Annotated in this window: 20 protein-coding genes; 12 read left to right on the plus strand and 8 right to left on the minus strand. The window is 68.9% G+C overall.

The features are described from left to right. Positions 1 to 192 precede the first annotated feature (192 nt). The 4 genes from RCO27_RS09980 to RCO27_RS09995 form a co-directional block, all read right to left on the minus strand. On the minus strand, positions 193 to 1014 hold the full coding sequence (locus RCO27_RS09980) for an alpha/beta hydrolase (RefSeq protein ID WP_309002528.1): 822 nt from the start codon (positions 1012 to 1014) through the stop codon (positions 193 to 195). Further along, entirely contained in the window at positions 1011 to 2462 is a 1452-nt protein-coding gene (locus RCO27_RS09985; RefSeq protein WP_309002529.1) for an FAD-dependent oxidoreductase, read from the minus strand. The genes RCO27_RS09980 and RCO27_RS09985 overlap by 4 nt, the downstream gene beginning before the upstream one ends. 115 nt (positions 2463 to 2577) lie before the next feature. Further along, the gene (locus RCO27_RS09990) at positions 2578 to 3930 is read right to left on the minus strand and encodes an MFS transporter (protein ID WP_309002530.1); all 1353 of its coding nucleotides are present in this window, start codon (positions 3928 to 3930) and stop codon (positions 2578 to 2580) included. 66 nt (positions 3931 to 3996) lie between these two features. Further along, positions 3997 to 5208 (minus strand): class I SAM-dependent methyltransferase, encoded by a 1212-nt coding sequence (locus RCO27_RS09995; protein ID WP_309002531.1) that lies wholly within the window; start codon positions 5206 to 5208, stop codon positions 3997 to 3999. Positions 5209 to 5340: 132 nt separating this feature from the next. Here RCO27_RS09995 and RCO27_RS10000 point away from each other — a divergent pair, with 132 nt between their 5' ends. The 5 genes from RCO27_RS10000 to RCO27_RS10020 are packed head-to-tail and all read left to right on the plus strand — an operon-like array spanning position 5341 to position 9830. Beyond that, positions 5341 to 6537 carry an FAD-dependent monooxygenase gene (locus tag RCO27_RS10000; protein WP_309002532.1) on the plus strand — a complete coding sequence of 399 codons (1197 nt, stop codon included), beginning with the start codon at positions 5341 to 5343 and terminating at the stop codon, positions 6535 to 6537. Beyond that, positions 6534 to 7289 carry an aspartate/glutamate racemase family protein gene (locus tag RCO27_RS10005; RefSeq protein WP_309002533.1) on the plus strand — a complete coding sequence of 252 codons (756 nt, stop codon included), beginning with the start codon at positions 6534 to 6536 and terminating at the stop codon, positions 7287 to 7289. The genes RCO27_RS10000 and RCO27_RS10005 overlap by 4 nt, the downstream gene beginning before the upstream one ends. After that, a complete protein-coding gene (locus RCO27_RS10010) occupies positions 7286 to 8761 on the plus strand; it encodes an aldehyde dehydrogenase (RefSeq protein ID WP_309002534.1) in 1476 nt (491 codons plus the stop codon). The genes RCO27_RS10005 and RCO27_RS10010 overlap by 4 nt, the downstream gene beginning before the upstream one ends. After that, positions 8758 to 9249, plus strand: coding sequence for a nuclear transport factor 2 family protein (locus tag RCO27_RS10015; RefSeq protein ID WP_309002535.1), 492 nt, complete (start codon positions 8758 to 8760; stop codon positions 9247 to 9249). The genes RCO27_RS10010 and RCO27_RS10015 overlap by 4 nt, the downstream gene beginning before the upstream one ends. A gap of 29 nt (positions 9250 to 9278) precedes the next feature. After that, complete coding sequence (locus RCO27_RS10020) at positions 9279 to 9830, plus strand: glutathione peroxidase (RefSeq protein WP_309002536.1); 552 nt, start codon at positions 9279 to 9281, stop codon at positions 9828 to 9830. Here RCO27_RS10020 and mutY read toward each other — a convergent pair whose 3' ends face one another. Beyond that, positions 9831 to 10838: an A/G-specific adenine glycosylase gene (mutY, locus tag RCO27_RS10025; protein ID WP_309002537.1), complete on the minus strand. Its 1008-nt coding sequence runs from the start codon at positions 10836 to 10838 to the stop codon at positions 9831 to 9833. 26 nt (positions 10839 to 10864) lie between these two features. Between mutY and RCO27_RS10030 the strand changes: the two genes are divergently transcribed. The 6 genes from RCO27_RS10030 to RCO27_RS10055 are packed head-to-tail and all read left to right on the plus strand — an operon-like array spanning position 10865 to position 18246. Next, positions 10865 to 11449: a DciA family protein gene (locus RCO27_RS10030; RefSeq protein ID WP_309002538.1), complete on the plus strand. Its 585-nt coding sequence runs from the start codon at positions 10865 to 10867 to the stop codon at positions 11447 to 11449. Beyond that, the gene (locus RCO27_RS10035) at positions 11446 to 12189 is read left to right on the plus strand and encodes a thioredoxin domain-containing protein (protein ID WP_309002539.1); all 744 of its coding nucleotides are present in this window, start codon (positions 11446 to 11448) and stop codon (positions 12187 to 12189) included. Before RCO27_RS10030 ends, RCO27_RS10035 begins: the two co-directional genes overlap by 4 nt. A gap of 1 nt (position 12190) precedes the next feature. Beyond that, complete coding sequence (locus RCO27_RS10040; protein ID WP_309002540.1) at positions 12191 to 12877, plus strand: thioredoxin domain-containing protein; 687 nt, start codon at positions 12191 to 12193, stop codon at positions 12875 to 12877. A gap of 29 nt (positions 12878 to 12906) precedes the next feature. Beyond that, positions 12907 to 16347, plus strand: a complete 3441-nt coding sequence (locus tag RCO27_RS10045) for an AAA family ATPase (protein ID WP_309002541.1) — start codon at positions 12907 to 12909, stop codon at positions 16345 to 16347. Positions 16348 to 16367: 20 nt separating this feature from the next. Then, entirely contained in the window at positions 16368 to 16904 is a 537-nt protein-coding gene (locus RCO27_RS10050; protein WP_309002542.1) for a hypothetical protein, read from the plus strand. Further along, a complete protein-coding gene (locus tag RCO27_RS10055; protein WP_309002543.1) occupies positions 16897 to 18246 on the plus strand; it encodes a cytochrome P450 in 1350 nt (449 codons plus the stop codon). The genes RCO27_RS10050 and RCO27_RS10055 overlap by 8 nt, the downstream gene beginning before the upstream one ends. Here the strand turns inward: RCO27_RS10055 and RCO27_RS10060 are convergent. Further along, positions 18230 to 18943 (minus strand): YafY family protein, encoded by a 714-nt coding sequence (locus RCO27_RS10060; protein ID WP_309002544.1) that lies wholly within the window; start codon positions 18941 to 18943, stop codon positions 18230 to 18232. The genes RCO27_RS10055 and RCO27_RS10060 overlap by 17 nt on opposite strands. Before the next feature lie 90 nt (positions 18944 to 19033). Here RCO27_RS10060 and RCO27_RS10065 point away from each other — a divergent pair, with 90 nt between their 5' ends. Then, positions 19034 to 19438, plus strand: coding sequence for a GFA family protein (locus tag RCO27_RS10065; RefSeq protein ID WP_309002545.1), 405 nt, complete (start codon positions 19034 to 19036; stop codon positions 19436 to 19438). 176 nt (positions 19439 to 19614) lie between these two features. Here RCO27_RS10065 and RCO27_RS10070 read toward each other — a convergent pair whose 3' ends face one another. Next, a complete protein-coding gene (locus RCO27_RS10070; protein ID WP_309002546.1) occupies positions 19615 to 20697 on the minus strand; it encodes a PepSY-associated TM helix domain-containing protein in 1083 nt (360 codons plus the stop codon). Further along, positions 20694 to 22955, minus strand: a complete 2262-nt coding sequence (locus RCO27_RS10075) for a TonB-dependent receptor domain-containing protein (RefSeq protein WP_309002547.1) — start codon at positions 22953 to 22955, stop codon at positions 20694 to 20696. Before RCO27_RS10075 ends, RCO27_RS10070 begins: the two co-directional genes overlap by 4 nt. Positions 22956 to 23022 lie beyond the last annotated feature (67 nt).

Below are 23022 nucleotides of genomic sequence, written 5' to 3' on the forward strand. Positions count from 1 at the left end.
TGCGTGATGGTTTCCGTCAGGTTTCTTTTGCCGGGCAACGTGCCGCCGGGCTCGTCCTGTAATTGTCATATTCCTATATCAAATAGAGCGACTGTCCACCGGTTTTTACGGTATCGGCACGATCGGCCATGACCCGGTTCTTTCGTGCGACGAATCGAGGCTTCCATGCGGGTCGTGATCGGGCGGCCGGGATCATGGGTCGACCAGCCGCTTCAGGAACGGCGCGACCAGCGCGCACCATTCGTCGGGGCGATCGAGGACCATGCCCGGACCGCCGGGCAGTTCCGAATATTCCCAATCAGGACGGCAGTTTACGAGCCGCGCACCGGACTCGAAGACCGGGTCGGTGCGGCTGGCAACCACCAGCGTCGGCGCCCCGATCCGGCGTAGGTCGGCCGCGAAATCATAGTGCGGGATGGCCGAATGGCCATGCTCCTTCCAGGGTCCGTGGGTGAAGTAGGTAATGACCGAAACGTGGACGGTCTCATCGCTCCAGTCGGGATCGCCGACCTTGCGGACCCAGGCCCAGCGGTCGGTCAAATGACTGCCATCGGATGCAATATCCTGCCGATCGCCGAATCGGCCGATTCGCACCGCCCGCTCGTCGGCGGTGAAATAGGGGGCGTTGTCGAGGATCAGTCCGCGAATGAACTCCGGCCCTTCGGCCGCGAGCCGCCCTGCTGCCAATCCACCGCCGCGATGGCCGAGCACAATCGCCGGACCGGCGGCGAGTGCGACGAGCAGCGCGGCGAGGCTCTCCGCATAGGCCTCGATGCTCGGCTCCCGCGGCGGATCGGACATGCCATGACCGGGCAGGTCGATCGCGATCGCACGAAAGCCGGCGGCCGCGATGCGCGGCAGGACGTGGCGATACTGGATGGACGCCCAGGGCGCCTGATGGACGAGCAGCACCGCCGGCCCATCCCCGTGGCTGCGATAGTGGAGCTGCCCGTCGCGACCATCGACATAGCCGCGCCGCTCACCCGGCAAGGCAGTCAGGATCGGCAGGGTCATGGCTTCGTGTCCAGCGGGATCAGGCGGTCGCCCAGCAGACGACCGAAGGTCATCGCCGGCGTCACCATCATGCCGCCGCACGCCGCCTGCCCCATCGTCTGGCTGGATCCCAGTATCTCGCCGGCGGCATAGAGATTGAGGATCGGCGAGCCGTCGCGGCGGATGACGCGAAGGCCATCGTCCACAGCAAGGCCGATCGCGCTCGAAATCGCGCTCGCCTGCATGCGGATGGCATGGAACGGCGCCTCGGCGATCGGCAGCGGCTTGTGCCGGCGACCGAAGAAGTCGTGCCCGGTCCCGACGCCGTAATTGTACCCGGCGATGGTCTTGGCGAGTCCGGCCGCGTCGATCCCGGCCTTGTGCGCCAATCCTGCAACGGTCTCGGCGCTCAGGAACGCCGGCCCAGCCCGCTCGAAGGCCGCGAGCATGTCCTCGTGCGTCCAGCCGATCACGATTGGCGGCGCCTCCTCGAGGATGCGGTGGTCGAAGACGATCCAGTAGCGGTGGTCCGGCTGGTGGAGCAGCGCCATCTCGCGCGCGTCCACGCTCTCCACATCCTCGCGCACGAAGCGCGCGCCCAACGCGTTGACGTAGATTTCCCAGGGCGGTCGCCGCTCCGGGAAGTGCTCGATCCGCCCGGCTGCCGTCGCGGGAAAGTCGTCGGTGTCGAACAGGGTGCCGAAATTGACGTAGACGTTCTCGGCGCCCCGCGCATAGCCACCGGCCGCCTCGCCGAGGCGCAGGCCGTCGCCGCGCGACCAGGGCCAGGGCGCGGCATTGTATTGCGGATAGCCGTTCAGTTCGGCGAACATCTCGGGATTGCCGGCATAGCCGCCGCAGGCGAGGAGCACCGCATTTGCCGAGAAGCTGCGCTCGACTTCCTCGGCATCGCGGGCTTTCACACCGGTTACGGCACCTTCGGTATCCTGGATCAGTTCCGTCACCGAACAGGAGAGCCGCACATCGATGGCCCCCTCCGCCGCCAGCGCCTCGATGATCGGCACGAGCACATGCTTGATGCTGAGCGCGCCCTCGGCGCCCCAATAGTAGCGCGGCACGCGATAGGGCTCGTGGCCGAAGCCGGTGATCGGATGTTCGGGCAACGGCGCAAGCCCCTCGGCGACCAGCCAATCGAACGTCTCCGCCGCATGATCGACGGCGAGACGGACGAGGCCGGGATTGGCGGTGCCGCGGCTGATCCGCATGACGTCCCCGAAATGAAGGTCGGGCGAATCTTCGATGCCGCGATCGCGCTGGAGCTGCGTGCCGGCCGCGCTCATCTGGCCGGTCGCCACCCAGAGCGAACCACCAAGGATGTCGGCATGTTCGAGCAACAGAACCCGTGCCCCACGCCGCGCCGCGAAGATCGCCGCCGGGAGCCCCGCCGAACCGCCGCCGACGACGATCAGGTCCCAGTGCCTGCGTTTCTCGTGCTTGGCCTCCGCCATGTCGGCCTCCATAATGTTCTGTATTTATACCAAATCAGCATGAGGGCGCACGCGATGATGCTCCGATCACGCGCAGTGGGCAGAGGTTGCCGCCGCGTGCGTCGACGAAAACCGACTAGGCGGTCGCCGGTGTCGCGCCCACTGAGGCAGCCTCGTCCTTGGCGCGGGAGACCGCCGCCATCTCGTCGGCCGCGGCGCGATAGTGCCCCAGCCCGAAGGTGACGATGAGCAGGGTGGGCAGGCCGATCAGGAAGACGAAGCCGGAGAGCGCCATGCCGATGGTCGTCGGGTCTCCCGACCAGTCGACCGCGGCGCCGATCAGCGGCGGCCCGAGCAGCGGGCCGACCACGGTGATGATCGTGTTGAAGATCGCCACCGCGCGGCTGCGCATCTCGCCCGGCGTGATGAGCTGGAGCGCCGCCGGGCCGCCCGCGGTTGCCGCCGACTTGCCGATGAAGGCGATGAACATCAGCACGACCGCAAGCTCCGCCGTCGGCATGATCGGATAGAGCACGCTCGCCGGGATGCCGATGAACAGGCCGAGGATCAGGGTGCGCATCGCGCCGTCCTCGCGGCCCCTGCCCAACGCCTTGTTCGCCCACAGCGCCAAAGCGGTCCCCAACGGGCCGGCGGTGAAGTAGAAAATGCCGGTGACCGCGCCGATGGTGGCAATGTCCCAACCGTAGACGCGCTGGAACAGCGGCACGTTCCAGAAGGTGAGCGTGCTGAGCGCGAAATTGCAGGTCGCTCCGGCGATGATCACGCCGAAGCCACGCCAGCGGGCGAGCATGTACTGGAACGCGCTGATGCCGCTCTCGCCCTCGGGCGCGTCGGTGATCTTCTCGGTGCGCTTCGGCTCCCTCACGGTCAGCATCAGGAAGGCGAAGATCAGCCCCGGGGCGCCGACCAGCAGGAAGGTCGCCTGCCAGGGCTCGAACGGCCCCATACCGAGAATGGTCATCGGCCCGACCTCATGCAGGTGCGAGACCAGATAGCCGCCGACCAGGAAAGCGAGCCCGGCGCCAAGATAGGGTCCGGCCATATAGAGACTGATCGCCCGCGCCCGGCCCTCGCGCTTGAAATAGTCGCTGATGATCGAGACCGAGCAGGGGCTGACCACGGCCTCGCCCAGGCCAAGCCCGAAGCGGAACAAGAGGAGCGGCAGGAAGGCCATGGCGAAGCCGCTCATCGTCGTCATCGTACACCAGAAGACGATGCCGGCGATCAGCAGCCATTTGCGGCTGGAGCGGTCGGCGTACCAGCCGAGCGGGATCGACACCATCATATGGAAGACCGAGAAGGCCGGTCCGAGCAGCAGGCCCATCTGGAAGTCGCTGAGCCCCATCGACTCCTTGATCGGATCGACGAGCAGCGAGAGGATGAACCGGTCGAAATAGGACAGGATGAAGACGAGCAGCAGCAGGACGACGACATACCAGCGATAGGCCGTGCTCGTTTGGTCGTTCACCTGCAAATTCCCCTCTCGCGGGGCCGAAGCGCCCCTGCCCTTTTCAAACTCTGATGATGCCGCGCCCTAGTCGGCCAGGCTGCTCCCGAAGACGTACCAGCCGCCCTTGCCGTGCCGCGGGCGGCCCGGCTCGTCCCAGCCGAAGGCGCCATGGCGGTCCGGATAGGCGTTCACGTCCGGCAGGATCTGCGCGAAGCAGCGATCTCGGTCGAACCCGGCCTCGACGCAGAGCGCGATCGGGTCCTCCGCCCGGAAGGCGGTGTAGAAGGGCTCGTTGTTGTTGTCGGTGTCCCAGTTCCAGAAATAGTCTTCCCAGGCATCGACCAGACCGGTCGCGGGCAGCTCCTGATGGACCATCATCCCGCCTGGCTGGAGCAGGCGGCGGCATTCCTTGAGAACGCGCCGCGTCGCTTTCACCGGAATCTCGTGGAAGAAGAAGCTGGAAACGATCAGATCGAAATGCCCGTCCGGGAAATCGAGCGTCTCGGCATTCTGCTGGCTGAAATGGATCGGCACGCCCTCATGCTCGGCGAGCGCATGGCCGTAGCGCAGCAGCGGCGCGGCGACATCGACACCATACGCCTCTGCGCCCGGAAAAGCCTCGACATAGGGAAGCAGATTCTTGCCCGAAGAGGTGCCCAGGTCGAGGATGCGCAGGGGCCGGAAATCGGGCCGGGCATGCTTCACCCAGCGGCTGATCACCTTGGCGACGCCGCCCCAGCTGCGATGGTTCATGCTCGCGGTGAACACCCGCGCGCCAAGGCTCACCACCGCGCCCTGCGCGACGTCGTCGTCCGCATATTCGGAATGGAAGCAGCCCGGTGTCAGATGGACGTCGAGCGCGGTCACGTAGCGCGGCACTTCGAGCGCGGGATCGAGCCGAAGCGTCCCGCCCGCCGGGCTGCGCTCTGCCGCGTCACGCGCAACCTCGATCATCTCGGGCAGCGCACGCTCGACCGGCTCCTGCACCGACAGGAAGCACATCTCCTGCGCGTTGTAGCGCAGCACGCTGTAGAAACGGTACGAATCCTCGCCCGCCAGCGCCGCATCGATCGCGCGCGCCGTATCGAGCCGTTCGCCTTTCGCCTCGCGCGCCGGCTTCACCCGCTCTTCGAAATCTTGCTGGAGGCGCTCCGGCATGTCCTGGATGGCGAAGCGGCGCAGCGCGCTGCAGAAACGCTGCCGGCCGCGCTCGTCGAGCGTCGGCGTCGCCAGCGCTTCGATGTCCGGAACGGCCGAATTGCTGCGGTCCGTCACCGTGTCTGCGGGCGTTGCCATCCTGCATCTCCTTCGGTTGCGCCGGAACGGTCTTCGCCATCCTTGTAGCGCCACGCATCTCTCGCGACAGCGGCATTTACGCCGGCTGATTAGTCTTATATCTAATACAAATCAGAAAACAAGGGAAGCGGGATGGAGCAGGCGAATCGGGTGATCATCGTGGGGGCGGGACCGGTCGGCCTGACCGCGGCGCTGCTGCTCCAGCGGCGCGGGATTCCCTTCGTCGTGCTGGAGGCGAATGCCGATCTCCCCGACGACCTGCGCGCCTCGACCTTCCATCCGCCGACCCTCGATATGCTCGCAACGCTCGGCGTCGCCGCGCCTTTGATCGCCGAGGGCCTGGTCAGCCCGACCTGGCAGATCCGCCTGCACGCGACCGGCGAACGGGCGCTGTTCGACCTCGCCGTCATCGCCGATTCGACCGACCATCCTTATCGCCTGCAGTGCGAGCAATCGAAGCTCTGCCGGATTCTGCTGGATCGGATCGTCACCGACGGCGGCGACGTCCGCATGGGCTTCGCCGCCGAAGCCGTCGAGCAAGACACCGACAGGGTCACCGTTACGGCGCGCAGTGCCGGCGGCGAGCCGGAGCGCTTTGCCGGCACCTTCCTGATCGGCGCCGACGGGTCGCGCAGTGCGATCCGCCGTGCGCTCGGCTTCGCCTTCGAAGGCAAGACCTATCCCGAGACGACGATTCTCGCGACGACCCATTTCCCGTTCGAGGAGCACCTGCCCGGCCTTTCCAACGTCAACTATGTCTGGAAGGAAGGCGGAACCTTCAGCCTGCTGCGGCTTCCGAGCGTCTGGCGCTGCAGCCTCTATCCCGACGGCGAGGAGACGATCGAGCAGGCGTTGGAGCCGACCAGCATCGCCCGCAAGCTCCAGGAGATCGCGCCCTCGCCCGACGGTCACAAGGTGGAGGAGGTTCGCCCTTATCGTATCCACATGCGGATCGTGGACGATTATCGCGCCGGCCGCGTGCTGCTCGCCGGCGATGCCGCCCATGTGAATTCGCCGTCGGGCGGCATGGGCATGAACGGCGGCATCCACGACGCGTTCGAGCTGGTCGCGACCCTGACCGAGGTGCTGGACGGCGCCCCGCTCGACCTGCTCGACCGCTACACCCGCCGCCGCCGCCCGATCGCCGAGGCCGAGATCCTGACCCAGGCCGACCGCAACCGCGCGCGTATGCAGGAACGCGATCCGGCGCGGCGGCGGGAGATGTTGACCACGCTCCAGCGCACCGCCGACGATCCGGTGGCGGCGCGCGAGCATCTTTTGCGCAGCTCTATGATCGCCGGCCTGCGCCGCGCCGCGGCGATCGCATGAGCGGCTACGACTATGGGCGCGCCGGCACCCTCGGCATTGGCACGCCGCAGGCCAATCCCACGGTCGAGGCCGAGATGCGCATCCTGCTGCCGCCGCCGGTCGCGATGGCGGTCGTGCGCCTCACCAGCACGTCGCAGAACCCGCTCTTCCGCCTGCGTCTCTATCTGGAGGGCCTCGAGGAGACATTAGCGCAATATGACGCGCTCCGCCCCGACGCCTTCGGCTTCGCCTGCACCGGCTCCTCCTATCTCGTCGGCGCTCAGCGGGAGGCGGAGATCGTGGCGGAGGTCGAGAACAGATTCGGCTATCCGATCGTCACCGCGACGGCCGCCATCGCCTGGCAGCTCGAGCGACTGGGCGCCCAACGGATCGCGCTGGTCTCCCCTTACCCCGCCGCCCTCGCCGATGCGGCCGAAGCCTATTGGCGCGCGGCCGGTTTCGACGTCGCTGAGGTCCGCCGGATCGAGACCGGCAGCGCCGACACGCGCAGCATCTATGCGCTCGGCAGTGAAGACGCGCGCCCGGCCGCCGAGGCGCTGCGCCGCACCGGCGTCGATGCGGTGCTGTTGAGCGGCACCGGCATGCCCTCGCTCGCGCTGATCGCGGACGCGGAGGACGGGCCACCGGTGATCTCCTCGAACCTCTGCCTCGCGCTGCGTCTCTGCGACCTGCTCGGCGCGCCGGCGCCCGATCCCGCCGACTGGCGCCCCCGCCTCGCCCAGGCCCTCACTCTCCCGGAAGGACCAAGATGACCAATTCCGTCACCGCCATCATCGACGGCGAAAGCCTGACTGGCACCGGTGCGCCGTTCACCGTCGTCGATCCGTCGAGCGAGGAGGTGATCGCCGCCGTGCCCGAAGCCGACGGGGCGCTGGTCGACCGCGCCGTCGCCTCGGCCCGCGCGGCCTTCGAGCGGGGCGACTGGCGAGGTGCCAGCGTCGAAGAGCGGCAGGCGGTGCTGCGCCGCTGCGCCGACGCGATCGACGCGGCCGCCGACGAGATCGCCGACATCGAATGCGGCAATACCGGCATTCCCTATGCGCAGGTCCGCAATGGCCAGGTCGTCCGCGCTGCCGGCAACCTGCGCTTCTTCGCCGACTATATCGGCCAGATGGCGGCCGAGCTCTACGAGCAGGAGCCCAACTACCTCACCTATGTCCGGCGCGAGCCGGTCGGCGTCGCGGCGCTCATCTCGCCGTGGAACTCGCCGCTGGCGCTGGGCTCGATGAAGGTCGCCTCGGCGATCGCCTTCGGCAACAGCTGCGTGCTGAAGCCCGCCGAGCAGGACCCGCTCGGCCTCACCCGTCTCGTCGAGGTCATGCAGGGCGCCGGCCTGCCGCCGGGCGTGGTGAACTTGGTCAACGGCGGCGGCGCCACTGTCGGCGACCGGCTGGTCCGTCACGCTGAGGTCGATTGCGTCTCCTTCACCGGCGGCACCCGCACGGGCAAGATCATCATGTCCGCCGCCGGCGCCAACCTGAAGCCGTCGGTGATGGAGCTGGGTGGCAAGTCCGCCAACATCGTCTTCGACGATGCCGATTTCGAGCAGGCGCTGGACGGCGCGCTGATCGGCATCTTCTCGAACAACGGCCAGCAATGCCTCGCGGGCTCGCGCGTGCTCGTCCAGCGCGGCATTTACGACCGCTTCGTCGAAGCCTTTGTCGCGCGCACCAAGCAGGTCCGCGTCGGCCACCCGCGTGATGCCGCGACCGAGATCGGCCCGCTCGCCACGCGGGCGCATTACGACCACGTGATGAGCTTCGTGCCGTTGGCTCAAGACAGCGGCGCGCGCATCCTCGCCGGCGGGCGCCGGGCGCCGGGCTTCGAGCGCGGCTTCTATTTCCAGCCGACCATCGTCGAGGTCGACTCCAACGCGCATCGCCTTTGCCAGGAGGAGATTTTCGGGCCGTTCGCCGCGCTGATGCCGTTCGACACGGACGAGGACGCCTACGCCATCGCCAACGACTCGCGCTTCGGCCTGGTCGGCTATGCCTGGTCGTGCGACATCGGCCGGATCATGACGGCGCAGGAGCGCATCTCGGCCGGCACGATCTGGTGCAACACGCCGATGATCCGCGACCTGCGCGCGCCCTTCGGCGGCTATCGCGACTCCGGCGTCGGTGCCGAGGGTGGCCGCGCCGCCGAGGCATTCTACACGCGGCAGAAGGCGGTCAGCATCCCGCGCCGTCCGCTAAACTTGCGCAAGCTGGGAACGACTGCATGACCACCGATCTCCGTCGCGAGCTGACCGATTTCCTCGACGCCTATTTCGACGCTTGGAACGTCTACGATCAGGCCCGGATGCGTGGGCTCTGGGATACGGACGAGGCCGACGTTCTCTATCTCGCCGAGGAGTGCGAGCCGCATATCGGCTGGGCGGCGATCGACGCCTACTGGGGCGTGGATCGAACGAAGGCCGAGCGCCTGCTGACCTGGCACGATCTCCATGCCGTCCAGGCCGGCGCCGACGTCGCGATCGCCTTCTTCCACTGCAACTGGAGCACCTATCTCCCCGGCAACCGGCTCTATCCCAAGCCGTTCGGCGGGCCGGTCCGGATCAGCATGGTGCTGCGCCGCAAGGAGGCCGGCTGGAAAGCGATTCACTATGTCGAGGCGCCGCTCGCGTCGCTGATCCAGATCCGCCGCGCCCACGAGGATGCGGTCGATCCGCGGCTGCATGAACGGCTCGCCGCCAGGGGCATCACCTACTAACCTGAATCAAACCGCAGAGAGGATTCGTCATGACCGCCATCCAGACCATTCCGCTCAGGACCACCGACGGCAGGGACAGCTCGCTCGGCGACTATGCCGGCTCGGTGCTGCTCGTGGTCAATACGGCCTCGAAGTGCGGCCTGACCCCGCAATATGAGGGGCTGGAGAAGCTCTACCGCGCTTACAACGACCGCGGCCTCGTCGTCCTCGGCTTCCCGGCGAACAACTTCCTCCAGCAGGAGCCGGGCACCGACGTGGAGATCGCGACCTTCTGCTCGACCACCTACGACGTCACCTTCCCGATGTTCGCGAAGATCAGCGTCGCCGGCGCCGATCGTCACCCGCTCTATGCGGCGCTCACCGCCGCCGAACCCAGGGCCGAAAGCCCGAACGGCAATGCAATGCGCGAGCGCCTCGCGAGCAGGAACATCCCGATCCATCCGGAGCCGGAAGTTTTGTGGAACTTCGAGAAGTTTCTGATCAATCGCCACGGCGAAATCACTGGCCGCTTCAGCCCCGATACGCCGCCCGACGACCCGGCCCTGATCGCGTCGATCGAGCGGGCGCTCGGCGATCGCTGATTACGCGGCGCGGCGGAGGCTGCGCCATGAGAGGCCGCGCATCGCCAGCTTGGCGAACAGGGTCGGCAGGCCTGCCTCATCCAGCTGTCCGGCGGGCCACCAGATGCCCTCGACGTCCTGGCTTGTCTCGGCACAGAGCAAGGTCATCGTCAGCGCGAAATGGGTGAAGACATGGTCGACAGACCCGGCCGCCTGCCAATCCGCGGTCAACGGCGGCGAGTCTGGTAGCGCCAGCATTCCGCCGAGCAGGCCCCTGGCCGGCCGACGCACCAGCAGCACCTTCCCGTCACGTTCCAGCCAGTAGGCGGTCCCGACGCGATGGGGCTTCGCCGCTTTCGGCGCCTTCACCGGATAGCGGGCCGGATCGCCTTCGGCATGGGCGGCGCAATAACCGGTCAGGGGGCAGTGCCCGCAATCCGGGTTGCGCGGGGTGCAGATCGCCGAGCCCAGGTCCATCATTGCCTGGGCGAAGTCGCCCGCGCCTTCCTCCGGAACGAGCGTGTCGGTCAGCTCGCGGATTCTCCCACGGGCGCCCGGCAGCATCTCCTTCACCGCGAACAGCCGCGAGACGACCCGCTCGACATTGCCGTCCACCGCCACGGCACGCCTGCCGAATGCGATCGCCGCAATCGCTGCGGCCGTATAGGGTCCGATCCCCGGCAGTTTGCGCAGTGTGGCCTCATCGTCGGGAAAGCGCCCGGCGTGCTCGGCAACCACCGCCCGGGCGCAGGCGAGGAGGTTGCGCGCCCGGGCATAATAGCCGAGCCCCGCCCAGGCCCGCATCACCTCGCCGTCTTCGGCCGCGGCGAGCGCCGTCACCGTCGGCCAAGTCGCCGTGAACTTCTCGAAATAGGGCTTCACCGCCGCGACCGTGGTTTGCTGCAGCATGATCTCCGACAGCCACACCCGATAGGGGTCCGGTGTCTCACCGCCCTCGGCGCGCCAGGGAAGCCGTCGCTTATCCACAGCATACCAACACAAAAGCGCGCTCGAGGCATCGACGGGCATGGGCCGCCTATGCCATCATCCCGGCCATGACGGAACTGGTGGGGACGAAGCCGCGCAGCGCGCGCCGCAAGCCGGCGGCGGAGCCTGTCCGCTCGCGACGGATGCGCGCCGTCTCCGATCTCCTGCCCGAGGTCGGCGGCGCGGCCTTCCGCCGCTTCGGTTTCGTCCAGTCGTCGATCGTCAGCCGCTGGGGCGAGATCGTCGGCGCCCGCTATGCCGCCGTGTCCGCGCCCGAATCGATCCGCTTCCCGCCGGGCCGGAAGAGCGGCGGCACGCTCACCCTCGTCGTCGAGGGCGCCCATGCGCCGATGATGCAGCATGTCGCGCCGACGATCGTCGAGCGGGTCAACCGCTTCTTCGGCTACGAGGCGGTGGCGCGGGTCAGCTTCCGCCAGGGCATCGTCCGCGCGGAGGCCGTGAAGCCGCGCAAGGCGCCGCCCTCGCTCCGTCCGCTTCCTGCCGATCTCGGCGCTTCGCTCCGCGAGGTCGCCGATCCGGAGCTGCGCGCATGTCTGGAATCGCTTGCGCGCGGCCTCTCCTCCGGCGATGGAACGCCGGTGGTGACGACGATCCCGGTCGTCGGCCGAATTGGTGGAGAGAAAAAGCGATGAAGATCCTGACCGGCGCCAGCACGATCGCCCTGGCCCTCCTCCTCGCCGGCTGTGGCGACGGGGGCAGCGGCGACCTCAACGCCTTGGCCGCCAACAGCTCGGCGCCGCTGAAGCAGATCGCCGCGCCGAACAATGGCGACTGGAGCGAGACGGTCAGCCAGACGCCTGAGGGCGGGTTCCTGATGGGCAACCCCGACGCGCCGGTGAAGCTGGTCGAATATGCCTCGCTCACCTGCCCGCACTGCGCGGCCTTCTCGAACGAGGCGACCAACGGGCTGCGCAACACCTATATCCGCTCGGGCCAGGTCAGCTGGGAGTTCCGCAACTTCATCCTCAATGCGCCGGACATGGCGATGTCCGCGCTCGCCCGCTGTCAGCAGCCCGCGGCCTTCTTCCGAACCGTCGAGCAGATCTTCGCCCAGCAGACCGAGATCCTCGGCCGGATCGACGAGCAGGAATCGCAGCGGCTCCAGTCGCTCCAGCCCGACCAGCTGATCCCGCCGCTCGCCCGGGCGATGGAGCTCGACACCTTCTTCGCCCGCCGCGGCATGCCCGAGGCGCGCTTCAACGAGTGCCTGTCCGACGCGCAGGCCGTCCAGCAGCTCACCGACATGACCAACCGCGCGATGACCGAGCAGCAGGTGACCGGAACGCCGACCTTCTTCATCAACGGCGAGCGCCAGGACGTCGCCGAATGGTCGGCGCTGGAGCCGCGGCTGCGCGCGGCAATCGGCGGCTGACATGATCCGCCGGCTCGCCGCCGCGCTCATCCTCGGCGTCGCCGCGCTGGCGGCGCCGGCCGTGCCGGCCGCCGCCCAGGCCCAGCGCGACTGGACGCAGGTGGTCAGCCAGACGCCCGAGGGCGGCTTTCGCATGGGCAATCCCGATGCACCGATCAAGGTCGTCGAGTTCATGTCGATGACCTGCCCCCATTGCGCCGCCTTCTCGGCGGAAGGCGGGCCGCGGCTGGCCACCTATGTCCGTTCGGGCCGGGTGAGCTGGGAATATCGCAACTTCGTGCTCAACGGCCTCGATCTGGCCGCGGCGCTCGTCAGCCGCTGCGCGGCGCCGCAGAACTATTTCGCGCTGAACAGCGAGATTTTCGCGCGCCAGCAGGAATGGATGAACCGGATGCAGGAGATTCCGGCCGAGCAGCGCCAGCAGATGGAGGGCCTGTCGCCGCTCGAGACCATGCAGCGGGTGGTTTCGGTGGCCGGCCTCGAGGCGATCGCGGCGCGCCACGGCGTGAACGCGGCTCAGGCGCGCACGTGCCTGTCGAACCAGGCCGGACTCGACCGACTCGTCCAGATGCAGCAGTCCGGCGCCAATTTCGGCGTGCAGGGCACGCCGACCTTCGCGATCAACGGCCGCATCGCCGGCACGGTACGCGACTGGGCGACGCTCGAGCCGCTGCTCGGCGGCCGCTAGGGTGAGATGAGGGGGGCCGAAACCGTCCGGTGCAGGTAAAGCGTCTCAAGCTTTCTGGGTTCAAGAGCTTCGTCGAGCCGGCGGAGCTGGTGATCGAGCCCGGCCTCACCGGGGTGGTCGGCCCGAACGGCTGCGGCAAATCCAACGTCCTCGAGGCGATCCGATGGGTGATGGGCGAAAGCTCTCCCAAGTCGATGCGCGGCGCCGGCATGGACGACGTGATCTTCGCCGGCACCGCGCTGCGCCCGCCGCGCGATTTCGCCGAGGTGGCGCTGCTGGTCGAGCGACAGGATGCGGATGTCGGCGGCGATGCCGGCTTCGCGCCGGCCGGCGAGGTCGAGATCACCCGCCGGATCGAGCGCGGCACCGGCTCCGCCTACCGCGTCAACGGCCGCGACGTGCGCCAGAAGGACGTCGCGTTGCTGTTCGCCGACGCCGCCACCGGCGCCCACAGCCCCGCCCTCGTCAGCCAGGGCAAGATCAGCGCCGTCATCGCCGCCAAGCCGACCGAACGCCGGCTGATGCTCGAGGAGGCGGCGGGGATTTCCGGGCTGCACGTCCGCCGCAAGGATGCCGAGCAGAAATTGCGCGCGACCGAGGCCAATCTCGTCCGGCTCGACGAGGTGCTCGCCGACATGGAGCTGCGCGCGTCGGCGCTCAAGCGCCAGGCCCGCGCCGCCGAACGCTACCGCAAACTCTCGGATCAGATAAAGGTCGCCGAAGGGCGCCTCATCTTCGCCCGCTGGCGCGAGGCCGCCGCCGCCGCAGAAGCCGCGAAGAAGGAGGCCGAGACGGCCGAGGCCGCCGTCGCCGTCGCGGCCGAGGCCCAGCGCGGTGCTGCCGCCTGGCAGACCCAGGCCGCGACCGAGCTTGCCGACAAGCGGCGTGCCGCCGAGGCGGCGCGCGAGCGCGCCTCGGAGCTCGGCCACAGGCTCGCCGCGCTGCGCGCGGAGCGGGACGGCGTCCGACGCCGCATCGACGAGCTGGCCGAACGCCGGCGCACCCTCGCCGCCGACCGCACGCGCGAGGAGGCGCTCCGCGATGACGCCGCCGCGGCGCTCGCGCGGCTGGAGCAGGAGCTGTCGGAGATCGCCGCCCGCCTCGCCGACGCGGAGGCACGTCGCGGCACGATCGACATCCGCACCGTCGAGCATGAGGACGCCGCCCGCGCCGCCGAGACCGCGCTCGGCCAGGCGCGTGCCGTCCAGGCCGGCGAGCAGGCCGAGGCGCGGGTCGCCCAGGCCGCGCTCGACGCCGCCCGCCAGAAACTGGCCCGCGCCGAAGCCGAGGCGCAGCGCCTCAAGGACCAGATGGCAGGGCTCGGCGATCTCGCCCCGCTCCAGGCTGCGCTGGACGAAGCGCGCACGAACCGCGAGGCGGCCGAGGCCCGGCTCGCCGAAGCGGGTCGGGCGATCGCCGCCGCCGACGCCGAACGCCAGCAGGCGGCCGAAACGCGCGATGCTGCCGAGAGCGAAGCCGCTGCCGCGCGTGCCGCGCTCGCTGCGCTGCAATCCGAAGCGAAAGCACTGATCAAGGCCGTCGAGACCTCGGGCGGCGACCGCGCGATCAACCATGTCCGTGCCGACGCGGGCTATGAACGCGCCCTCGCGGCCGCGCTCGGCGAAGATCTCGACGCCAGCCTCGCCGACGACGGCCCGCGTCGCTGGGCCGGTGCCGATCCGTTGCCGGGCGATCCGCCGCTTCCCGAGGGTTGCACCAGCCTCGCCGACCATGTCGATGCGCCCGCGGCGCTGCTGCGCCGGCTCCGCCAGATCGGCGTGGTCGAGAGCGACGACGGCGCCATCGCCCTCGCCGTCGGCCAGCGCCTCGTCACCACCGATGGACGCCTGCGCCGCTGGGATGGCTATGTCGCGAGCGGTCTCGGCGCCGCGGCGGCCGAACGGCTGATCCGGGTCAACCGCCTCGCCGAGATCGAAACCGCCCTCCCCGCCGCCTCCGCCGCGGTCGAAGCTGCCGAGGCGCGGTCCGCCGGAGCGCGCTCGGCGATGGACGCTGCCCGTGCCGCCACCGAGGCGGGGCGCCGCGCCGAGGCCGAATCGACCGCCGCGATCCGCGACGCCGGCCGGGCCGAGGACAGCGCCGCGGTCGAGATCGAGCGGTTGGAACTGCGCCGCACCGGCCTCACCGAACGGGCCGACGCCGCGGAGGCCGACCTGCGTGATGCAGCCAAGGCGCGCGATGACGCGGAAGCTCAGTGGGCCACCCTGCCCGATGCCGCCGCCACCGAGGCGAAGGTCGCCGAGCTTCGCGTCGCCGCGGAGACGGCCCAGGCGGCGCTGGCGGAGATTCGGGCCGAGGCGGCAACGCAGGCGCGTGCCGTTGCCGCCGACCGCCAGCGCGCCGAGGCGGCGAAGAAGGAGCAGGCCGACTGGCGGGCGCGCTCGGCCGAAGCCGACAAGCGCAATGCCGAGTTCGCCCGTCGCATCGCCGAAGCCGAGGCGCAGGGTGAGGAGCTGGCCGCGGCCCCCGGCGACTACGAGCGGCGCATCGGCGCGCTCACCGACGAGTCGATCGCCGCCTCCGAAGCCGCGCAGGCCGCCGCCGCCCATGAGCGCGCCGGCGAGGACGCGTTGCGCGCCACCGAGGCGAAACTCGCCGAGGCCGGCGAGGCGCTCGCCGCCTGCCGCGAAGCGCGGGCCGGCGCCGCCGCGCGCGCCGAGGCGCAGGATGCCCGGCGGATCGAGATGGGTCGCATCTCCGGCGAGAAGTTCGAATGTCCACCGCCGCTCCTGCCCGAACGGGTCGGCTTCGAGGAGGAGTCGATCGAGGCCGTCGCGTCCGAATCCAGCCGCCTGGAGCGCGCCACCCAGGAGCGCGAGCGGATCGGTCCGGTCAACCTCGTCGCCGAAAGCGAGCTCAACGAGCTGGAGGAAAGCCGCCTCGCCAGCCAGTCCGAGCGCGAGGAACTGGGCGTCGCGATCCACCGGCTGCGCGGTTCGATCGGCAGCCTCAACCGCGAGGGCCGCGCCCGGCTGCTCGCCGCCTTCCAGGACGTCGACCGCCATTTCCGCAGCCTCTTCACCACCCTCTTCGAAGGTGGCCAGGCGCATCTCGAGCTGGTCGAATCGGACGATCCGCTGGAGGCGGGCCTCGAAATCATGGCCCAGCCTCCAGGCAAGCGCCTCGCGACCCTCACCCTGCTCTCCGGCGGCGAGCAGGCGCTGACCGCCATCGCGCTGATCTTCGCCCTCTTCCTCACCAACCCGGCGCCGATCTGCGTGCTCGACGAGGTCGATGCGCCCCTGGACGACGCCAATATCGAGCGCTTCTGCGACCTGCTCGACCGCATGACCGGCGAGACCGACACCCGCTATCTGATCGTCACCCATAATGCCGTGACGATGAGCCGGATGCACCGCCTGTTCGGCGTCACCATGATCGAGAAAGGTATCAGCCGCCTGGTCAGCGTCGATCTCGGCGGCGCCGAGCGGCTGCTGGCGGCGGAGTAGGCAGGGAGAGGATCGGGCGCATGCGCAACCTGATCCTCGTCGCCGCCTTTCTGATATCCGGCTGCTGGACTGGAGACATGTTCTATGCCGCAACCGAGTTGCGCGCCCCTGTCGCGCCCGGTGACTATCGGCTTCTGAGCCCGGATGGCCAGAGCGACGACGCGCGCGTTTCGATCCTCCCGGATGGTCTTACGCGCTTCACCCCGCGCGATGATCGGGAACCCGTCGGCGTCGGTTTCGCGACGCTGGATGCGGACCGTGGCATCTTCGTCGCCTGGGTGGCGACGATAGGCGAGGAAGCGGCGCCGTCCGACACGACCGTTTATGGCCTGCTGGAAGCGCGGCCGGATGGAGAGTACGCAATCCTGATGCCGTCCTGCCTGGAGATGGAAACCCTTGCCACATCCGCAGGCGCCACCATTGTTCCCGATTCCAAGGTCCGAAGCTGCCGCTTCCCGGACCGGGCCAGTCTCGAAACCGCACTCCGGCAGCTAGTCCCGCGTCTCCCTACGGAGGGTGCGAGACTGGTTGCACTCCGTGACGCCGGACGTGACTGAACGCTTCATCCCGCCCCATCCACCACGCTCGGCCGGGCCGGTGCCGGTGTGGCGGGGCTTCGTCGGGGAGCGGGCGCGGACCGCCGTCTACGGCTGGTCGGAGCGGGCGTTCGAGCTGCCCTATTTCGGCCGCAAGGTGTTCGGCTACAACGTCCACATTCCGCTGACGCCCGACGCGGTGCAGCGCGTGCTGCTCGACAATGCGGCGAACTACGTGAAGCCGGACATCGTCAAGACGCTGCTCGACCCGACGATCGGCCGCGGCCTGCTGAGCTCGGACGGCCAGCTCTGGCGCGATCAGCGCAAGATCGTCGCCGCCAATTTCGCCCCCGCCGCGATCGACGCCCTCATCCCGGTCTTCGCGCGCACGGCCCGCAACGCTTCCGAGGCGTGGAGGGCCGCGGACAGGCTGGACATGGCCGAAGCGGCGACCGCGACGACGATGCGGATCATCGCCGACGCCCTTTTCGCCGGCGACCCGCGGCTCGCCACAGACGCCGCCATGGCCCATATCGCCGCTGCGCTGGAGGGGGTGAGCGAAGCGCGCCTGCAAGCCCTGCTCGGCCTGCCGCTCTTCCCGTGGAGCCGGCGCGGCCGGCGTGCGCTCAGGGGCCGGACCTATTTGCGCCAGACGCTGACCGAGGTGGTGAAGGACCGGTTGCCCGATGGCGGGCCCGATGATTTCCTCGGCCGCCTGATCCGCGCCCTGTACGACAAGTTCGAGTCCGCCGAAGCGCTGGCGCTCGCCGTCGACAATGCCGCGACCTTCTATCTCGCCGGCCACGAGACGACCGCGAACACGATCACCTGGACGCTCTTCCTCCTCTCCGAGCAGCCCGATCTACAGACCCAGGCGGCAGACGAAGCGCGGGCGGCGCTCGCCGCCGGCGCGGACGATCCCGCCCTTCCCGACCGGCTGCCGCTGCTGCGCCGCATCGTCGAGGAATCGATGCGCCTCTACCCGCCCGTGCCCCGCTTCGATCGCCAGGCGGTCGCGGCCGACCAGCTTGGCGAGGCGCTGGTCTCGCCCGGCGACATCGTCTCGATCTGGCCTTGGCTGCTCCATCGCCACCGCAAGCTCTGGGACGATCCCGACGCGTTCGATGCCGACCGCTTCGCGCCGGGGCGGGAGCGGCACCGCTTCCAGTACATTCCGTTCGGCGGCGGCCCGCGCGTCTGCGTCGGCAGCCGCTTCGCCACCGCCGAGGCGCTGACCGTGCTGGCCCACTGGCTCGCCCGCTGGAGCTTCGCGCCGGAGCCGGGACGCGAGGTGCGCCCCTCGGGCATGGTGACGCTGCGCCCGGCTGGCGGCCTGCCGCTCCGCCTTACGGCTCGTCCCTAGCTGCATCGTCGTCATAGCGATCACGAAGCTGCCTCAGCCAGCGCGCCCGGAGCGCCGCAGGGCGATCGGGATAGCGTTCGTCGAGAAACTCGGCCGCCGTCACGCGATCAGCGCGGAAATCGCGGAAATCCCGCCGTAGCTCGCACCAGCCGACCAGCACACGCCGCGCCTCCATATAGCCGATCGCGACCGGCCAGATCGTCCGCCGGCTCTCCCGCCCCTCGCCGTCGCGATAGTCGAGGACGATCTTGCGACCCGCCCGAATCCACGCCCGCGCCATCGCGACGTCGAAGCCGTCCGGCGGGATCTTCCAGCCCGGCGCGGTGCGCGCGCCGGCGCTCTCGACCAACGGCCGCAAATCCTCCGGCAACACCGCCGCGATCTTGGCGATGAGATCGCGCGCCGCCCGCGCCAGCGCCGGATCGCCATGGCCCGCCACCCATTGCGCGCCGAGCACCGCCGCCTCGGTCTCGTCCTCGGTCAGCATCAGCGGCGGCAGATCGAACCCGCCTTCCAGCACATAACCGATCCCGGCCTCGCCCCGCACCGGCACGCGCTGGCCGATCAGCGCTGCAATGTCGCGGTAGACCGATCGTTTCGACGTCTCCAGTTCCGCGGCCATCGTCTCCGCCGTCACCGGCTTCGAGGAGCGGCGGAGGATCTGGACGATCTGGAACAGACGTTCGGCGCGGCGCATTTGCAAACCCTACTGCCATGCTGCTGACAACATGCTGGCAGCAGCATGGCGCTATGTCGAGCCGGCAACAGCGAAAGAGGGACGCACGAGATGCTCAAGACCTATCAGGGAAGCTGCCATTGCGGCGCCGTCCGTTTCGAGGCCGACATCGATCTCGCCGCCGGCACCGGCAAGTGCAATTGTTCGATCTGCACCAAGCGCCGCGCCTGGGGCGTGCTGCTGAAGCCCGAGCAGTTCCGGCTGCTCACCGACGAAGGCGCGCTCACCGACTATCAGTTCGGCACGATGCAGGGCCACAGCCTGTTCTGCTCGACCTGCGGCTGCGCGGCGTTCAGCCGCGGCCATGTCGAGGAGATCGGCGGCGACTTCGTCTCGGTCCAGCTCGGCAGCCTCGACGATGCGACACCCGAGGAACTGGCCGAGGCCCCGGTCAGCTACGGCAATGGCCGCGACAACAAATGGTGGGAACCGCCCGCCGAGACGCGGCACCTCTAGTTTCATGACCTTTCCGACCACAAAACCGTTCGGGCTGAGCCTGTCGAAGCCCTGTCCTTCTCTTCTGCCTCAAGAAAGAACAGCCCCCTTCGACTGCCTTGCAGGCGCTCAGGACAGGCTTCGACAAGCTCAGGGCGAACGGGAGTGTTTGCGAAAGAAGGCTCGCCGTTACCCGGTCACTCCGCCGGCTGGAGCGCAGGCGGTGCTGTCCGTTTGGGCCTGGGCCGGCGGAACCAGAAGGTCCAGACGGTGAGCGTGCCGAGCAGGGTCAGCGTCAGGCCCGCGAACGTCAGCGCGAGATGCCAGAGGAACCCGCCGACCTTGCCGGCATGGACCGGGTAGAATTTCTCGGTGATGGCGCTCGCCGTATCGCTGGTCGCGGGGTCCTCGACGGCCAGGACCTCGGCCGTGGCCGGATCGAGATAGACATAGGTGCGGCCGTTCGGCGTCCATTCGAAAGCCTGCCGCAGGCGCAGGACGACGGGCGCGCCGGGGCGCGTCGGCAGCATGATGCGGCGCGGCAAGGCCTCGGGGAAGGCCGCCTGAGCGCTCACCATGAGCCGCCGCCAGTCCGTCTGCGGCGTCACGGCACCCGCTCCGGTCGGCGGGGCTGGAGCGGCTTTCGCCGGGTCAGCCCAGGGCGCCAGCAGCGCGTCGGCCATGGGGGGAAAGACCATCAACGAGCCGGTCAATGCGGCGAGGATCAGCAGCGGCGAGGCGACGACGCCGATGTCGCGGTGCTGGCGCACGATCGCGCTGCGGCTCATCCGTTTCGGCCACAGGCGGAATTTGAAGGTCTTGCGCGTCTGCCACCACAGGATCAGGCCGGTGATCGAGAAAGCGAGGAGCAGCAGGCCGAGCACGCCCGTCGTGTATTTTCCGGGTTCGCCGAGAAGCAGATAGTGGTGGAGATCGAACAGCCAGAGCTCGGGCCGGCCCCACAGGCTGCCCCAACGGTCGACCACTTCGCCGGCCTGCGTGAGATAGGCCCCGCCGCCATCGGCATAAATGGCCTGGTGGAGCCCCATGTCATGATCGGCGAAGGTGATGCGGCTGAGCGCGGGATCGATTGCGATCGCCGCCTCCACCGCCGCGCCGGTCGCCGCTGCATCCACTTGCAGAGGATCATCGGCGCCGGGGAGGCCGATCCACGCCTCCTCCCACACCAGCAATGTGCCGCTGAGGCCGATGACCGCCAGCAGCAGGCCGACAACGCCGCCCGTCCAGCGGTGGAGCAGATCAAGCCAGCGCAGGATCAAAAGCGATAGTCCCAGCCCAAAGTGAAGGTCCGCCCGCGCCCGGCGAAAAAGGCGAGATTGTCGGTCGGCAGCCGGGTGTCGCTGCTATAGTCGATATATTGCTCGTTGAGCAGGTTCTGGACGCCGAGGCTGAGCCCGCCGAAGCCGGTATCGTAGCGGACATAGGAATCGACCACCGCATAGCCGCCGAAATTGTTGCGCGGATCGGGCCGCGGCTTGCCGGCATCGGCGCCGAAGCTGCGCGACAGGAAGAATTGCGCCTGCAGCAAGGCGGTGAGGCGGCCGCGATTGAAGGCTGCCGACAGGTTGAGGCGGTCCGGCGAGATGTTGACGCCGTCGAGGTCGGTATCGACGATGCCGTCCGGCGCGTTGCGGTTCGCGTCGCTGTCGAAGCGGCCGTTGATATGGGCATAGCCGACGCCGAGCGTCAGCCCCTCGAGCGGCGTCCGCACGCGCAGGTTCACCTCGAGCCCGTCAATCTCGACGCGCAGGCGCTGGACGTCGAAATTGCGGTCGATGCCCGGAACCAGCAACTGGCCCTTGTCGCTCGACGACCAGAAATAGGTGACGCTGGCCTCCAGCGGCCCGCGGTTCACCTCGACGCCGATCTCGCGATTGTTCGAGACGATCGGGGCGATGTCGAGGAAGGTGTCGATATCGACGTTCGGCGTCCCGATCGCGCGGGTGATGCGGCCGACGTCGGGCACGGTGAAGCCCTCGGCATAGCTCGCATAGGCGCGGATGCCCGGCAGCGGCTCGATGATGATGCCGCCGTTGATCAGCACGTCGTCGAACTTCGGCGACCCGCCCGCGACATCGACGCCGCCATAGGTCGAGGGGCCGCACGGCGTGCCTACCGGCAGGGTCGGCGCGCAGGCGACGAAGGTGGTCGAGGCGATCGAGCGATAGTCGCCGATCTTGATCTGGATATTCTCCCAGCGCGCGCCGCCGGCGAGGCGGAGCAGGCCATCGAACAGGCGCAGGTTGAGCTGACCGAACGGCGCGAGGCTGCGGAAATCGGTCGGCGGCACATAGGTGCGGTCGGTCGCGATCAGCCTTTGCTCGGTCCGGTCGAACAAAGCGTCGAAGCCGATCGTCGCGGTGAGGTCCTCGAAGCCGGGAATCACGCGCTCATAGCTGAACCGGGCGCCGATCTTGCGCGAGCTGTTCTCGGTCTGGTCGAACAGGGTGCCGATCGGCGCGATCGCCGGATCCTGCTGGGAGATTTGCGGGGTGACGTCGGCGCCGAACGTGTCGCGGGTGCGGCTGACGAAGAGCTGGCTGACGAAATTGCCGCCCCACAAATTGGTGTCGGTGAGCGACAGTGCGGCGCTCTCGGCGAGGTTGGCGGCGGGCATGAGCGGCGGATCGCCGCGGCGCTGGCTGGTCGGAAGGCCGGTCGCCCGGCTGCCCGCCACCGGCACGTAGCGGCCATTGCCGCCGAGGTCGAAGCGGGAGAGGATGAGATCGAGCCGTGCGCTCGACGACAGCGCGTAGCCGAATCGCCCGAACAGCGAGACCGCCTCGGAATCCATCGTCTCGCCCTGGGTGAGGTTGATGCCGACCGGGCGCCCGTCCGCGTCGTAGAAGATTCCGCGCGTCTCATAGGCGGCGCCCACCGAGGCGTCGAAGCGGCCGGCGCGATACTGGAGCAGCCCGGCGATCTTGCCGCCCAGGCCATCGCTGTTGAAATCATTGTCCGCCGTGCCCTGGACGAGCGCGCGGCCGGACCAGCCCTCCTGGCGCGGCGCGCCGGCCGTCACCTGGTTGACGATGCCGCCGGTGCCGCCGATCCCCTGCAGGGCATTCGAGCCGTAGATGAGCTCGACCCGATCGACGAAGAAGCCGTCGATGGTGAAGCCGTCGCGGCTGCCGTCGCGCAAGGGTGTCGATTGCGGGATGCCGTTGATCGCGTAGAGCGGCGAGCGGCCGCGCAGCGTCTCGCCGGCGCCGGACAGCTTCTGCCGGGTCGGCGAGAAGGACGGGGTGAGGGTCGCGACGGCGTCGGTGACCGACCCCGAGATCGCGAGCTGCTGGTTCAGCGTCTCATTGTCGATGACATCGACTGTCAGCGGCAGCGCCGAAGGTGGCAGGATGGTGCGCGCCGCGGTGATGATGATGTCGTCGCGGTTCTCGTCGCCGGCGACCTGCGTGTCGGCACCGACATCCTCGCTCTCCGGCGCCACTCCTTGCGCCAACGCCGGCATCGCCCAAGCGAGAGCGACGGCCGACAAACCCAGACCCAGGAACGTGCGCATGAAATCCCCCCGTACGGCGAACGCCGTGCGGCTAGCGTCTCGCCATCTCTCTTGCAAGTTATTATCA

It is taken from the genome of Sphingosinicella sp. LHD-64, from assembly GCF_031157375.1.
Taxonomy (GTDB): Bacteria; Pseudomonadota; Alphaproteobacteria; order Sphingomonadales; family Sphingomonadaceae; genus Allosphingosinicella.

Coding starts and splice junctions, on each gene's coding strand:
- RCO27_RS10010 (WP_309002534.1), top strand. CDS start 7,286: ATGACCAATTCCGTCACCGCCATCATCGACGGCGAAAGCCTGACTGGC.
- RCO27_RS09985 (WP_309002529.1), bottom strand. CDS start 2,462: ATGGCGGAGGCCAAGCACGAGAAACGCAGGCACTGGGACCTGATCGTC.
- RCO27_RS10075 (WP_309002547.1), bottom strand. CDS start 22,955: ATGCGCACGTTCCTGGGTCTGGGTTTGTCGGCCGTCGCTCTCGCTTGG.
- RCO27_RS10050 (WP_309002542.1), top strand. CDS start 16,368: ATGCGCAACCTGATCCTCGTCGCCGCCTTTCTGATATCCGGCTGCTGG.
- RCO27_RS10065 (WP_309002545.1), top strand. CDS start 19,034: ATGCTCAAGACCTATCAGGGAAGCTGCCATTGCGGCGCCGTCCGTTTC.
- RCO27_RS10005 (WP_309002533.1), top strand. CDS start 6,534: ATGAGCGGCTACGACTATGGGCGCGCCGGCACCCTCGGCATTGGCACG.
- RCO27_RS09995 (WP_309002531.1), bottom strand. CDS start 5,208: ATGGCAACGCCCGCAGACACGGTGACGGACCGCAGCAATTCGGCCGTT.
- mutY (WP_309002537.1), bottom strand. CDS start 10,838: ATGCCCGTCGATGCCTCGAGCGCGCTTTTGTGTTGGTATGCTGTGGAT.
- RCO27_RS10000 (WP_309002532.1), top strand. CDS start 5,341: ATGGAGCAGGCGAATCGGGTGATCATCGTGGGGGCGGGACCGGTCGGC.
- RCO27_RS10020 (WP_309002536.1), top strand. CDS start 9,279: ATGACCGCCATCCAGACCATTCCGCTCAGGACCACCGACGGCAGGGAC.
- RCO27_RS10030 (WP_309002538.1), top strand. CDS start 10,865: ATGACGGAACTGGTGGGGACGAAGCCGCGCAGCGCGCGCCGCAAGCCG.
- RCO27_RS09980 (WP_309002528.1), bottom strand. CDS start 1,014: ATGACCCTGCCGATCCTGACTGCCTTGCCGGGTGAGCGGCGCGGCTAT.
- RCO27_RS10060 (WP_309002544.1), bottom strand. CDS start 18,943: ATGCGCCGCGCCGAACGTCTGTTCCAGATCGTCCAGATCCTCCGCCGC.
- RCO27_RS10040 (WP_309002540.1), top strand. CDS start 12,191: ATGATCCGCCGGCTCGCCGCCGCGCTCATCCTCGGCGTCGCCGCGCTG.
- RCO27_RS10015 (WP_309002535.1), top strand. CDS start 8,758: ATGACCACCGATCTCCGTCGCGAGCTGACCGATTTCCTCGACGCCTAT.
- RCO27_RS10035 (WP_309002539.1), top strand. CDS start 11,446: ATGAAGATCCTGACCGGCGCCAGCACGATCGCCCTGGCCCTCCTCCTC.